At 70.6% G+C, this 13,223-nt stretch carries 9 protein-coding genes; 3 read left to right on the top strand and 6 right to left on the bottom strand.

The genetic code is table 11. The features are described 5' to 3' along the window. Position 1: 1 nt before the first annotated feature. The gene (gene rplC / locus RPQ07_RS15230) at positions 2–646 is read right to left on the bottom strand and encodes a 50S ribosomal protein L3 (protein WP_313944689.1); all 645 of its coding nucleotides are present in this window, start codon (positions 644–646) and stop codon (positions 2–4) included. 14 nt (positions 647–660) lie between these two features. After that, complete coding sequence (rpsJ, locus tag RPQ07_RS15235; protein ID WP_003948644.1) at positions 661–969, bottom strand: 30S ribosomal protein S10; 309 nt, start codon at positions 967–969, stop codon at positions 661–663. 569 nt (positions 970–1,538) lie between these two features. On the opposite strand from rpsJ, the gene RPQ07_RS15240 reads away from it, so the two are divergent. From RPQ07_RS15240 to RPQ07_RS15250, 3 genes are all read left to right on the top strand, one after another. Next, the gene (locus RPQ07_RS15240; protein ID WP_313944690.1) at positions 1,539–3,221 is read left to right on the top strand and encodes an RNA ligase family protein; all 1,683 of its coding nucleotides are present in this window, start codon (positions 1,539–1,541) and stop codon (positions 3,219–3,221) included. Next, positions 3,222–5,996, top strand: a complete 2,775-nt coding sequence (locus RPQ07_RS15245) for a poly(A) polymerase (RefSeq protein WP_313944691.1) — start codon at positions 3,222–3,224, stop codon at positions 5,994–5,996. A gap of 383 nt (positions 5,997–6,379) precedes the next feature. Continuing rightward, complete coding sequence (locus RPQ07_RS15250) at positions 6,380–8,545, top strand: PIG-L family deacetylase (protein WP_313944692.1); 2,166 nt, start codon at positions 6,380–6,382, stop codon at positions 8,543–8,545. Between the two features lie 101 nt (positions 8,546–8,646). Here RPQ07_RS15250 and tuf read toward each other — a convergent pair whose 3' ends face one another. The 4 genes from tuf to rpsL form a co-directional block, all read right to left on the bottom strand. Beyond that, positions 8,647–9,840 (bottom strand): elongation factor Tu, encoded by a 1,194-nt coding sequence (gene tuf / locus RPQ07_RS15255; RefSeq protein WP_313944693.1) that lies wholly within the window; start codon positions 9,838–9,840, stop codon positions 8,647–8,649. A 161-nt stretch (positions 9,841–10,001) separates the two neighbouring features. Beyond that, entirely contained in the window at positions 10,002–12,128 is a 2,127-nt protein-coding gene (fusA, locus tag RPQ07_RS15260; RefSeq protein WP_313944694.1) for an elongation factor G, read from the bottom strand. 38 nt (positions 12,129–12,166) lie between these two features. Then, positions 12,167–12,637, bottom strand: a complete 471-nt coding sequence (gene rpsG, locus RPQ07_RS15265; protein ID WP_147987673.1) for a 30S ribosomal protein S7 — start codon at positions 12,635–12,637, stop codon at positions 12,167–12,169. Positions 12,638–12,639: 2 nt separating this feature from the next. Then, a complete protein-coding gene (gene rpsL, locus RPQ07_RS15270; protein ID WP_003948652.1) occupies positions 12,640–13,011 on the bottom strand; it encodes a 30S ribosomal protein S12 in 372 nt (123 codons plus the stop codon). Positions 13,012–13,223 lie beyond the last annotated feature (212 nt).

Consider the following 13,223-nt stretch of genomic DNA (forward strand, 5'->3'; position numbering starts at 1 on the left):
CTCAGGCCCCCTTGGCCGCAGTGCGGACCAGGACCAGGCCGCCGTTGGGACCAGGAACCGCGCCCTTGATGAGCAGCAGGCCCTTCTCCGCGTCAACGGCGTGAACGGTCAGGTTCTGGGTGGTGACCCGCTCGTTGCCCATGCGGCCCGCCATACGGAGGCCCTTGAACACACGGCCCGGGGTGGCACAGCCACCGATGGAGCCGGGAGAGCGGTGCTTGCGCTGGGTGCCGTGACCGGCGCCGAGGCCCTTGAAGTTGTGACGCTTCATGACACCGGCGAAGCCCTTGCCCTTGCTCTTGCCCGTGACGTCAACCTTGACGCCGGACTCGAACACCTCGGCAGTGATCTCCTGGCCGAGCGTGTACTCGGCAGCATCGGAGGTACGGAGCTCCACCAGGTGGCGGCGGGGGGTCACGTCGGCCTTGGCGAAGTGGCCCTTGAGGGGCTTGTTCACCTTGCGAGGGTCGATCTCGCCGAAGGCGATCTGGACCGACTCGTAGCCGTCGGAGTCATTCGTACGGACCTGGGTGACAACACACGGCCCGGCCTTGACGACGGTCACCGGGACGACACGGTTGTTCTCGTCCCAGACCTGGGTCATGCCGAGCTTCTCGCCCAGGACGCCCTTGATCTGCTTTGCCATCTCTTCCGCGCCTCTCAGAGCTTGATCTCGATGTCGACGCCGGCCGGAAGGTCCAGGCGCATCAACGAGTCAACGGTCTTGGGCGTCGGGTCGAGAATGTCGATCAGGCGCTTGTGCGTGCGCATCTCGAAGTGCTCGCGCGAGTCCTTGTACTTGTGCGGCGACTTGATGACGCAGTACACGTTCTTCTCAGTGGGCAGCGGCACCGGGCCTGCGACCGACGCACCAGTACGCGTCACCGTCTCGACGATCTTCTTCGCCGAAGAGTCGATGACCTCGTGGTCGTAGGCCTTGAGCCGGATGCGGATCTTCTGTCCCGCCATGGCTACTCAGTAGTCCTGTCTCTCGTAACGCTCCGGAACTCGGCGGGTACTGCATTCTTCTCCGACCCCCGCGGTCGGGCGTGTCGCACTCCCTCTACGAAGATCTCCCGAAGGATTTCCCAACCAAGGGGGTGCGGGCCTGAGCCGCGCATCGGGGGAAGAACACCCACCGAGTGCCTGGCTGGTACCCCGCTGACACTTCCCGGAAGATTCCCGTACGTCCGCTCCAGCGCTGCCCGGTGGGCAGTTGGAGCGACGAGTACTGTGGGACTCGCTTCCGGTCCTCCCGGCGGGAGGCGCGCAGCATCGGCACTCAACCGAGCAACCCGGATAGTCTGCCATACGGCCCCGCGCCCTGGCCAATCGAGCCGAAGAGGTTACCCCCGCGGCTTTTGCTGTCAAACCCCGGCGCGCGGACCACGGGACCACGGGAGCCCCCGGCCACGCCGTGGACACCCCGCCGCCCGTCCGGCCGTGGACACCTCCACCGGCGCCAATTCGTTCGAGCAACGCCTCCCCCGGCTCCTACAGTTGCCGGGCACATCATCGTCACCGGGGGGTCGATCACCATGCGGACGCACTATCCGCGGACACCGCATCTGCCGTGGTCGCCGGGCGTCTCCCCCGACGATGTGCGGACCGCCGACCTGTCCGGACTGGCCGGCCGCGAGGTCGTCGTCACCGAGAAGCTCGACGGCGAGAACACCACTCTGTACGCCGACGGACTGCACGCCCGGTCGCCGGACTCCGGCCACCACCCCTCACGTGCCTGGGTCAAGGCGCTCCAGGGCCGCATCGGCCACGCACTCCCCGCGGGCTGGCGGGTGTGCGGCGAGAACATGTACGCCCGTCACTCACTCGCGTACGAGAACCTCGACAGCTGGTTCTACGGCTTCTCCGTGTGGGACGCCGACGGCCACTGCCTGGACTGGGACCGGACCGTGGCCTTCCTGCGCGGGCTGGGGATCCCGGTGCCCCCGGTGCTGTGGCGCGGGATCCTCGACGGCCGCGGCGAGCGGGCCCTGCGCGCCCTGAACCTCGACCTCGCCCGCCAGGAGGGCTACGTCGTGCGGACCGCCGACGGCTTCGGCCCCGAGGACTTCGGTCGGCGCATGGCCAAGTGGGTGCGGCGCGGGCATGTGCGGACGGACACGCACTGGATGTACGCCGCCGTGGTGGAGAACGGGCGCGGACCGGCGGCGGCGCTGTGGGACGTCCGGTCCGGGGGCACACCGGGGGCCGCCGCCCTGTCGGCCGCCCTCGGCCTGCGTGCGGGAGACGCCCGGGACGAGGCGGTCGTGGCCGAGGTGTCCGCGGCACTCGACGTGCTCGGGCGCACCGGCGACGACCGGCTCGCCGGCGTTCTGGCCGCCCTGCTGCACCGGAGCCCGCGGCCCCGGGTGGGAGCGCTCCTCGCCGTCTCCCAGGGCATGGCGCAGGCCCGCAAGGTCGCCGACCTCGTCGGGCTCCGGGCCCGGCTGCAGCGGCCCTACCCGGACGAGGAGCGGCGCACCGGGCTGGTGCGGATGTCGTACGCCGCCGACCTGGGCGTCCTGCACGCCGTCGCCCGCGCGACTGCCGAGGACGCCGGGGCACGCGAGCAGGTGGACTGGTCCGCGCTGCACGCGGAGGGCATCGGCGGCCTGGACGGTCTGCGGGAGACGTTCGCGGACCTGGACCCGGACGCGGCGGCCCGGTGCGTGGCCGAGGCACGGGAGGCCTACGCCCTCGGGAAGATCACGACCGCCGACGAGGCCGTGGCCGCGACATGGCGATGGCGTTCCGGAGACTTCCCCCGGCTGATCCAGACGGTCGGCCCGTCGGGCAGCGGGAAGAGCACCTTCGCCCGCGGGCTTCCCGGAATCGACGCGTACATCTCGCTGGACGATCTGCGCGAGGCACGCGGGTCGCGCGCCGACCAGAAGGCCAACGGTGACGTGCTGCGCGACGGACTCGACCGGCTGGACGCGGCTCTCGCGGCCGGCGGGACCGTGGTGTGGGACGCCACGTCGCTCAACGCGCACCAGCGCTCGCTGGTGCACTCCGTCGCGCGCCGGCGCGACGCCCTGACCACGCACGCCGTGGCACTCGTCGACGAGGAGGAGCTGGTCCGGCGCAACGCGCGGCGGACGCACCCCGTGCCGCCCGAGGTCCTCGCCTCGCAGGTGCGCCGGTTCTCCCCTCCGTACCCCGGCCAGGCCCACCGCACCTGGTACATCGGCGCGAGCGGGACCGTGGAGGAGGAGGCATAGATGCGCACCAGCGAGGAGATCTACCACCGGGTCCGCTGGGACGCACGGTTCGATCCGGCGCGCTTCGTGGTCGGGATCAACCAGCGCGGGGCGGCCCCCAAGCGGATGCCGCTGGCCGCCTTCGTGCCCGGCGGCGACATTCCGTGGCACCGGGTGCTGTTCTTCGAGGCGGACGGCGAGGTGGTGTGGGACAGGGCCACGGGAGCGGACCGGATCGACGCGACCGATGCCGGACGCGTGCGCAGTCCCCGGCGGCTGCGGGCGCCCTTCTTCACGGCGCGGACGCCGTACGTGTGGGAGCGCGACGCGTGGGTGCCGGCGACAGCACCCGGGGGCATGCCGACGGCCGCCGGTCTGCGGGTCCTGACGTGGAACACCCTCTGGGACCGCTACGACAGCGACCGCATCGACACCGCCGCGCGCCGGCCGCTTCTCCTGGCGGCCCTGCGCGAGGCCGACGCGGATGTCATCGCCCTCCAGGAGGTCGAACCGAAGCTCGCTGCCCTGCTGATGGCAGAGCCGTGGGCGCGTGACGGCTGGACTCTCGGGACCGATCCCCTGGGCAGGGACATCGCCGACCACGGGCTTCTGCTGCTCAGCCGGCTGCCCGTACGGGAGGCGGGGCACCACGGTCTCGGGCCGCACAAGGCGGTCACTGCCCTCGTCGTCGAGACCGCCACCGGCCCGGTCGTGGTCGCCGCGACCCACCTCAGCAGCGACCACTCCGCCGACGGCGCCGGCCGCAGGCGGACCGAGCTCGCCCGGCTCGCCGAAGGGCTGGCGGGCGTGGAGGGCGACGTGGTCCTGGCCGGCGACTTCAACGAGGGCGGGAGCGGGCCGCAGACGACGCTCGGCATGCGGGACGCCTGGAGCGATGTGCACGGCCCTGAGGACCGGACACCCACCTTCGACCCGGGCGCCAATCCGCTGGCCGCCGTCTCGTCGCTCTCGGGGCGCGTGTCCCGGCTGGACCGGGTGCTGCTGCGGACGCAGGACCTGCGAGCGGTCTCCGCCGTGCTCCACGGGGACACCCCGGCCACCGGCGGACTGTTCGTCTCCGACCACTACGGTGTCGCCGTGGATCTGGGTCCGCCCGTCGGCGGGCCCCCCGGCGCGCTCGACGACCGGCCGACACCCCGGACGGCGGTGGCCTGGATCCCGCCACGGGACCTCTGGCCGCCCGTGCAGGCGATCCGTGCGGAGCACGACCCTCAGATCCACCGCTGGCCGCCGCACGTGAACCTGCTCTTCGGCTTCGTGCCGGAGGACGCCTTCGAACGGGCCGCTCCCCCGCTGTCCGCCGCGGCCGCCGCGACCGCTCCCTTCGACGCCCGCCTCGACGGGGTGCACAGCTTCGGGCACCGGGAGGACGCGACCGTGTGGCTGGACCCGGCGGCCGCGGACGAGGAGCCGTGGGCACGGCTGCGGAGCACGCTGGAGACGTACTTTCCGCGCTGCCGGGGCCGTCGCGAGGGGTACACCCCGCATCTGAGCCTGGGCCGGACACGCGATCCGCACGCCCTCGCGGCCGAGTGCGCGGCACGCCTCGACGCGATGCCGGCGAGGGTCGGGGAGCTGGCCCTGCTCTCGCGGCGGGGCGACGAGCCGATGCGGGTGCGGGCGACCGTCGCGCTGGGGACGGGCGAGCTGCGCTGGACCGACGAGGCCGGGGACCCGGCCCTGCCCGGTCCCCCGGACGACGACGCATGCGCACAGCGGACCCTGCGACGGCTCTCGGACGCCCTCGCCGACGGCGTCGTCCACCTGGTCGGCTCACGGCGCATGGGCTGCGCCCTGCCCGGCGCCGATCTGGACCTGGTGGCCGCGCTGCCCGGCTCCCCCGATCCGGCCGAGGTACGGGCCAGGGTGGCGGCGGCACTGCCGGATGCCACCGGGCTGCGCGAGGTGATCGGCGCACGTGTCCCCGGGCTGCGGCTGCGGGCCGGCGGCCTGGACGTCGATCTCGCCGTCGTGGGCACGGGCTCACTGCCCGCGGACGAAGCGGTGCAACGGCGGGCCGAACTGAGCGACGCGGCAGCGGTGGCGCTCAGCGCGGTGAGCGACGCGGAAGCCGTTGCGGCGACCACCGGTGATCACCCGGAGGCGTTCGCCCGGCTCGCCCGTGAGGTCAAGGCCTGGGCGCGCGCCCGCGGACTGGACTCCGCGCCCTTCGGCGGGCTGCCGGGCATCGGCTGGGCCGTGCTGGCCGCATACACCGTGCACGAGGCGGGAGCGCTTCCGCCCGCCGGGCTGCTCCGGCACTTCTTCGCCACCTGGGCCGCGTGGAACTGGAGCGAGCCGATCGGCGGACCCGGCACGGAACTGCCCATGACGGTCATGACCCCGAGCGCACCGGTCCGCCCCTGTACCGAGCAGGTGAGCGCCGGAGGCCGCGACCTGCTCACGCGGGAGCTCTTCCGCGCCTGGGAGACGGTGGAGTCCGCACCCGGCCCCTGGCCCGGGCTCCTCGCCCCGCCGCCGCTGCACCGGCGCCACGAGGCCTGGGCCGTCGTCACGGTGGCACCGGGCCCCGACGAGGGCCGCGTCCGCGGACGGATGCGTGCGCTGCTGGCCGCCCTGGAGGACGCCGGTGCGACGGATCTCCACGCCTGGCCGCGCCCGTTCACCACCGACCCCGTCCGCTACGCCATCGGCCTGGGCTCCACCCCACCGGACCGCGCCCGGCTCGCGGAGATCGCCGACAGATGGCTGCGCGGACTGCCGGGCACGACCCTCACCCGTGCCGGCAACGGCGAGGTCCCGACCCTGCGCTGATCACCCGGTTCCCGGGCCTGCCCGCCAGCCGCTCGTCCGAACAAAAGTCGCCCTCCAGGGCAACCCCAGGCATCGAACAGCCGTCTAGTCCATCGCGGAAAGCGGCCCTGACCAGCCCTTCCGCGCTGTGGGGGAGAACACTGGACGCAGCCGGGGGCCATGACCCGTCCGCTGCGGGGGAAGCGGACGGAGCACGACACGTGAACGACAGACCTGCCCATGCCCCGACGCGCCCTGCGCGCATACCGGGCGCGCGAACGGCAGCCGGCGAGCGCCGGGACCTACCGGGTGCGCGAAAGGCCGGTCCCGCGCCGGCCGCCGACGCCCGGCTCCCCGCGTCGGCAGAGGAGCCCACGAGCCCCCGGCCCTCCGCGGCGGCCTCCATGGCGGCCTCCGTGGCGGACGAGCCCGCGGGCCCCGGGCCCTCGCAGGGCACCGAGCGCACCCGGCCCGCCGCGACAGGCGATCGCGCACAGGGCGCAGGCCGCACCCGGCCCCGCCGCCGCAGCGTGGTCGCCGCCGCCACCGCACTCCTCGGCGCCGGCGTCCTCTCCTCGTGCTCCGTCCCCGCCTCCCGGCGGTCCACCCGCACCGCAGACCCGGCGCCCGGCCTGGCGATAGCCGGCACCCGCCGCGCCCAGCTGATGCAGATACTCGCCCACCCCGACGACGACCTGTACTTCATGAACCCGGACACCCAGCGGATGCTCGACGCCGGAGTGCCCCTCGTCTGCGTGTACGTCTCCGCCGGCGAGCACGACGGCCGCAACCACATACCCGGCGCTACGGACGTCCCCGCCGACCGGCCGGCCTACTCCTCCGCCCGCCACCAGGGCCTGCGGCAGGCCTACGCCACACTCCTCGGACTCGACAGGTTCACCGACTGGACCAAGGGCATCGCCTCCCTGCGCGGTGACCGGCTCGCCGAGATCAACACCCTCACCAACGGCAACCGCCGGGTCGAGCTGATCTTCCTCAATCTGCCGATGCACACCACCCGCCGCTGGATGGCGCTCCCCAGCCTGTGGCACGACCGGGCGCTCGGGCTCCAGACCGTCGTGGCCGAGGACTCCCCGCTGCGCAAGGCCGTCGCGTACGACTACGACAGCCTCGTCGACGTCCTCGTCGGGCTGATGGAGCAGTACCGGCCGACCGTCGTCCAGACGCTCGATCCCGACCCGGACATCCAGCACAGCGACGAGGCCACCCGGAAGAAGGACAGCGAGCAGCGCGGCTACTCCGACCACGCGGACCACACCGCCGTCGCCTGCTTCAGCTGGGCCGCGATGGCGCGCTGGGTGGCCGACGCGACGGCGGACGGCGGACAGGTACCCGGGTTCGTGGCCACCGCCTTCCGCGGCTACTACAACCGGCACTGGCCCAAGAACCTCCCCGCCCCGGTCGTCCAGCGGAAGGCCGCGCATCTCGTCCCGTACGGCGGCGACCCCGCCTGGCAGTGCGGCAACGCGTCCGGCTGCGGCGACTACAACGTGGGCGGCATGCGGCCGCTGACCAACAAGAAGGGCTGGGTCCGCTCCACCCACCACCGCTACCCCGGCGCGCGTCCCGTGGTCGCCGCGGACCCCGACGGGCGCCTCGCGGCCTACGGAGTGCTCGGGCTGCGGGCGGTGCGCTGGCGCGAGACCCGGCCCGGCAGCGGCCAGTGGGGCGCACCGGACGATCTGGGAGGAGGACCGCTCGCCCCCGCGCTCGGCTCGGCGGCGCTCCCCGACGGCCGGCAGCTCGTCTTCGGGCTGCGGTTCGCCTCCCTCGGCGGCCACGGTGGGCCGAACCGCCGCGAGGTGGTCCTGCTCGAACAGCGCGCCCCCGGCGGGGAGTTCCTCGCCTGGGACGGTCTCGGCAACCCCGAGCGGGACGAGGACCGCGGTCGCCGCATCGGCGTCCCGGTCGCGGTCACCGCCCCGGACGGCCGGGTGCATCTCTTCGTACGCAACGCGGACAAGGGCCTCAGCACACGGGTTCGGAGCACCGACGGGCGCTGGGACCGCTGGCGGGACCTGGGCGGCGAGGAGGTCCAGGACGGGCTCTCCGCGGTCGTCGACAGCTCGGGCCGCGTTCATGTGTTCGCGGCGGGCCGCGAGCGTGTGCACCACTGGGCGCAGGACGTCCTCGGCGAGGAGGTGGACTTCCGTGCGGACGACGGCGCCGACCTGCCCACGCCGGGCGACGCGATCGCCGCGCTGCCGGCCTCCGGCGGCGGCATCGAGCTCTACTACCGCAGGCCGACCGCGGCGCCGGTGACGGCGGTCCGCGCCGGCGGGGCCCCTGCGCGCGCCAAGACCCTGCGGTTCGACGGCCACGGCCCCGTGAGCGCGGCCGCCGCGCCCGGCGGCCCGGTGCTGCTGGGCACCGACCTGCGCGGCCGGGTCCAACTCCACACCCCCCGGGGCGTGCTGACGCGCACTCAGGGAACCCAGCCGCTCCCGGGTCCGACGCTGACGGTGACCCGCTCCGGCACCACGGCCGTCGGCCTGGGCGCGGACGCACACCCCTGGCTCTGGTACCCGCAGGCCGGCACGGCCGGCTGACCGGCGGCACCCGCCGACAACGCGAAGAGGCCCCGCACCGAAAGGTGCGGGGCCTCCTGCTTGGTGCTCGAAAAGGAGCTACCAGGTCAGACCGACAAGATTTACTTGTTGATCTTGGTGACCTGGCCGGCGCCCACGGTCCGGCCACCCTCACGGATGGCGAACTTCAGGCCCTCCTCCATGGCGACGGGCTGGATCAGCTCGACCGTCATGACGGTGTTGTCGCCCGGCATGACCATCTCGGTGCCCTCGGGGAGGGTCACGACGCCGGTCACGTCCGTGGTACGGAAGTAGAACTGCGGGCGGTAGTTGTTGAAGAAGGGGGTGTGACGGCCACCCTCGTCCTTCGACAGGATGTAGGCCTGGGCCTCGAAGCTCGTGTGCGGCGTGACCGAACCCGGCTTGATGATGACCTGGCCGCGCTCGACGTCCTCGCGCTTGATGCCACGGAGGAGCAGACCGACGTTCTCACCGGCCTGGCCCTCGTCGAGCAGCTTGCGGAACATCTCGATGCCGGTGACCGTGGTGGTGGTCTTCTCGGTCTTGATACCGACGATGTCGACGGTCTCGTTGACCTTGAGGACACCACGCTCGATACGACCGGTGACGACGGTGCCACGACCGGTGATCGTGAAGACGTCCTCGATCGGCATCAGGAACGGCTTGTCGACGTCGCGCTCGGGCTGCGGGATCGACTCGTCGACGGCGGCCATCAGGTTCAGGACCGACTGGCCCCACTCCTTGTCGCCCTCGAGCGCCTTGAGCGCCGAGACACGGACGACCGGAAGGTCGTCGCCCGGGAACTCGTACTCGGAGAGGAGCTCACGGACCTCGAGCTCGACGAGCTCCATGATCTCCTCGTCGTCCACCATGTCGGCCTTGTTCAGGGCGACGACGATGTACGGAACGCCGACCTGGCGGGCCAGGAGCACGTGCTCCTTGGTCTGCGGCATCGGGCCGTCGGTGGCGGCAACCACGAGGATCGCGCCGTCCATCTGCGCGGCACCCGTGATCATGTTCTTGATGTAGTCCGCGTGACCCGGGCAGTCGACGTGCGCGTAGTGACGCGACTCCGTCTGGTACTCGACGTGCGCGATGGAGATGGTGATACCGCGCTGGCGCTCCTCAGGAGCCTTGTCGATCTGGTCGAAGGCCGAGGCCTCGTTCAGGTCCGGGTACGCGTCATGCAGCACCTTGGTAATGGCGGCCGTAAGGGTCGTCTTACCGTGGTCGATGTGACCGATGGTGCCGATGTTGACGTGCGGCTTAGTCCGCTCGAACTTCGCCTTCGCCACTGGGTCCTCCTGTGGAGTGGTTCTGTACGCCTTGCTTCATCGGCGCCAGGTGATCTTTGCTGGAATGCCGGGGCCCGGGGCATTCCCGCCGATTACTTGCGTAACGGCCGGAATGCCCCAGCAGGCTCCGGTGACAAGCCTAAAGCGTGAACTCGGAAGAGTTACTCGCCCTTGGCCTTCGCGATGATCTCCTCGGCGACGTTCCGCGGAACCTCGGCGTAGGAGTCGAACTGCATCGAGTAGCTTGCGCGACCCGAGGTCTTGCTGCGGAGGTCTCCGACGTAGCCGAACATCTCCGAGAGGGGCACGAGGCCCTTCACGACGCGAGCGCCGCTGCGCTCCTCCATGGCCTGGATCTGGCCACGGCGGGAGTTGAGGTCGCCGATGACATCACCCATGTAGTCCTCGGGCGTGGTGACCTCGACGGCCATCATCGGCTCGAGCAGCACGGGGGACGCCTTGCGGGCACCCTCCTTGAACGCCTGCGAACCGGCGATCTTGAACGCCAGCTCGGAGGAGTCGACCTCGTGGTAGCCACCGTCGAGAAGGGTGACGCGGACGCCCACCATCTCGTAGCCGGCCAGGATGCCGAACTGCATGGCTTCCTGCGCACCGGCGTCGACCGACGGAATGTACTCACGGGGGATGCGGCCACCCGTGACCTTGTTCACGAACTCGTAGGTCGCGTCGCCGCCCTCGATGGGCTCCAGCGCGATCTGCACCTTCGCGAACTGACCGGTACCACCGGTCTGCTTCTTGTGCGTGTAGTCGATACGCTCGACGGCCTTGCGGATCGTCTCGCGGTACGCGACCTGCGGCTTGCCGACGTTCGCCTCGACGCGGAACTCGCGCCGCATGCGGTCGACGAGCACCTCGAGGTGAAGCTCACCCATACCACCGATGATGGTCTGGCCGGTCTCCTCGTCCGAGTGCACCTGGAAGGAGGGGTCCTCCTCCGCGAGACGCTGGATGGCGACACCCAGCTTCTCCTGGTCACCCTTGGACTTGGGCTCGATCGCGACCTGAATGACCGGCGCCGGGAAGTCCATGGACTCCAGGATCACCGGGTTCTTGTCGTCGCACAGCGTCTCACCGGTGGTGGTCTGCTTCAGGCCCATGACGGCGACGATGTCGCCGGCACCCACCGACTCGATCTCCTCACGCTTGTTCGCGTGCATGCGGTAGATCTTGCCGATGCGCTCCTTCTTGCCCTTGGTGGGGTTCAGCACCGCGGTGCCGGACTCCAGGCGACCCGAGTAGACCCGGATGAAGGTGAGCTTGCCCAGGTGCGGGTCGCTCGCGATCTTGAAGGCCAGGGCGGCCAGCGGCTCGTCGTCGGACGGACGGCGCGTGATGACCTGCTCCGCGTCCTTGACGTCGTGGCCGTCAATGCCTTCGACGTCGAGGGGCGAGGGGAGGTAGCGCACCACCGCGTCGAGCAGGGGCTGAACGCCCTTGTTCTTGAACGCGGTACCGCAGAAGACGGGGGTGACGGTGGTGCCGCCGCCCTTGCCGGACGCGATGGTGATACGACGGATCGCCTGGTAGAGCTGCTCCTCGGTGGGCTCCTGGCCCTCGAGGTAGAGCTCCATCATCTCGTCGTCGTTCTCCGACACGGCTTCGAGCAGCTTGCCGCGCCACTCGTCGGCCGCCTCGGTGTGCGTGGCCGGGATGTCGACGACGTCGTACATCTCGCCCTTGGTGGCCTCTGCGGACCAGACAAGAGCCTTCATACGAACGAGGTCGATGACGCCCTTGAAGTCTGCCTCGGCACCGATCGGCAGCTGCATCACGATCGGGGTCGCGCCGAGGCGGTCCACGATCATGTCGACGCAGCGGTGGAACTCCGCGCCGGTGCGGTCGAGCTTGTTGACGAAGCAGATACGCGGCACGCCGTAGCGGTCCGCCTGACGCCAGACGGTCTCGGACTGCGGCTCAACACCGGCGACACCGTCGAACACGGTGACGGCACCGTCGAGGACGCGGAGCGAACGCTCCACCTCGACCGTGAAGTCCACGTGGCCCGGGGTGTCGATGATGTTGATGGTGTGATCGACGTCCTCGAGCGGCCAGTGACAGGTCGTCGCGGCGGACGTGATCGTGATGCCGCGCTCCTGCTCCTGCTCCATCCAGTCCATCGTGGCAGCGCCGTCGTGGACCTCACCGATCTTGTAGCTCACACCGGTGTAAAACAGGATGCGCTCGGTGGTCGTCGTCTTGCCCGCGTCGATGTGGGCCATGATCCCGATGTTGCGGACCTTGGCCAGGTCAAGCGAAGTGGTGGCCATAAGGCTCAATCTTCTCTCGGTCTCGATGTGGGTAGCGACTACCAGCGGTAGTGCGCGAAGGCCTTGTTGGACTCGGCCATCTTGTGCGTGTCCTCACGCTTCTTGACCGAAGCGCCGAGGCCGTTGGAGGCGTCGAGCAGTTCGTTCATGAGGCGCTCGGTCATGGTCTTCTCGCGACGGGCGCGGGAGTAACCGACGACCCAGCGCAGCGCGAGGGTGGCGGCGCGACCGGGCTTGACCTCGATCGGCACCTGGTAGGTGGCGCCACCGACACGGCGGGACTTGACCTCGAGAGACGGCTTGACGTTCTCGAGGGCGCGCTTCAGCGTGATGACCGGGTCAGCGCCGGTCTTCTCGCGGAGGCCTTCCATGGCGCCGTAGACGATCCGCTCGGCAGTGGAACGCTTGCCGTTGAGCAGGATCTTGTTGATCAGCGACGTGACAAGAGGAGAACCGTAGACCGGGTCGATGATGACCGGGCGCTTCGGGGCGGGGCCCTTACGAGGCATTCTTACTTCTCCTTCTTGGCGCCGTAGCGGCTGCGGGCCTGCTTGCGGTTCTTGACACCCTGGGTGTCCAGGGAACCGCGGATGATCTTGTAACGAACACCCGGCAGGTCCTTCACACGGCCACCACGCACGAGCACGATGGAGTGCTCCTGCAGGTTGTGTCCCTCACCCGGAATGTAGGCCGTGACCTCGATGCCGGAGGTCAGACGCACACGCGCGACCTTCCGCAGGGCCGAGTTCGGCTTCTTCGGGGTGGTCGTGAACACACGCGTGCAGACGCCGCGGCGCTGAGGGGAACCCTCGAGTGCGGGCGTCTTGTTCTTCTCGACCTTGTCCTGCCGGCCCTTACGGACCAGCTGCTGGATCGTAGGCACTACTTCTCCGGTTTCTGTGTGCCGTGTAGTGAAACTAACCTGGAACATCTCCGACCCACGCGGTCGGGTGTGTCGAATACTGCAGACCTTCGCCGCCAGGCGAAAAGAGCGCAGATTACGGTGGCCTCGTTCTCAGGCTCGCCGTGCGGCTGAAGACACGCACACGAGCCCAGGCACACCCCAGGCACAAGGTCAGAGCGTACCTACCGCAT

The sequence above is a fragment of the Streptomyces sp. AM8-1-1 genome (assembly GCF_032229325.1).
In the GTDB taxonomy this organism is placed as follows: Bacteria; Actinomycetota; Actinomycetes; order Streptomycetales; family Streptomycetaceae; genus Streptomyces; species Streptomyces achmelvichensis.

Excerpts from the sequence above, each read along its gene's own strand:
- fusA (WP_313944694.1), bottom strand. The coding sequence starts at position 12,128 with ATGGCCACCACTTCGCTTGACCTGGCCAAGGTCCGCAACATCGGGATC.
- RPQ07_RS15250 (WP_313944692.1), top strand. The coding sequence starts at position 6,380 with ATGGCGGCCTCCGTGGCGGACGAGCCCGCGGGCCCCGGGCCCTCGCAG.
- RPQ07_RS15240 (WP_313944690.1), top strand. The coding sequence starts at position 1,539 with ATGCGGACGCACTATCCGCGGACACCGCATCTGCCGTGGTCGCCGGGC.
- rpsG (WP_147987673.1), bottom strand. The coding sequence starts at position 12,637 with ATGCCTCGTAAGGGCCCCGCCCCGAAGCGCCCGGTCATCATCGACCCG.
- rplC (WP_313944689.1), bottom strand. The coding sequence starts at position 646 with ATGGCAAAGCAGATCAAGGGCGTCCTGGGCGAGAAGCTCGGCATGACC.
- RPQ07_RS15245 (WP_313944691.1), top strand. The coding sequence starts at position 3,222 with ATGCGCACCAGCGAGGAGATCTACCACCGGGTCCGCTGGGACGCACGG.
- rpsJ (WP_003948644.1), bottom strand. The coding sequence starts at position 969 with ATGGCGGGACAGAAGATCCGCATCCGGCTCAAGGCCTACGACCACGAG.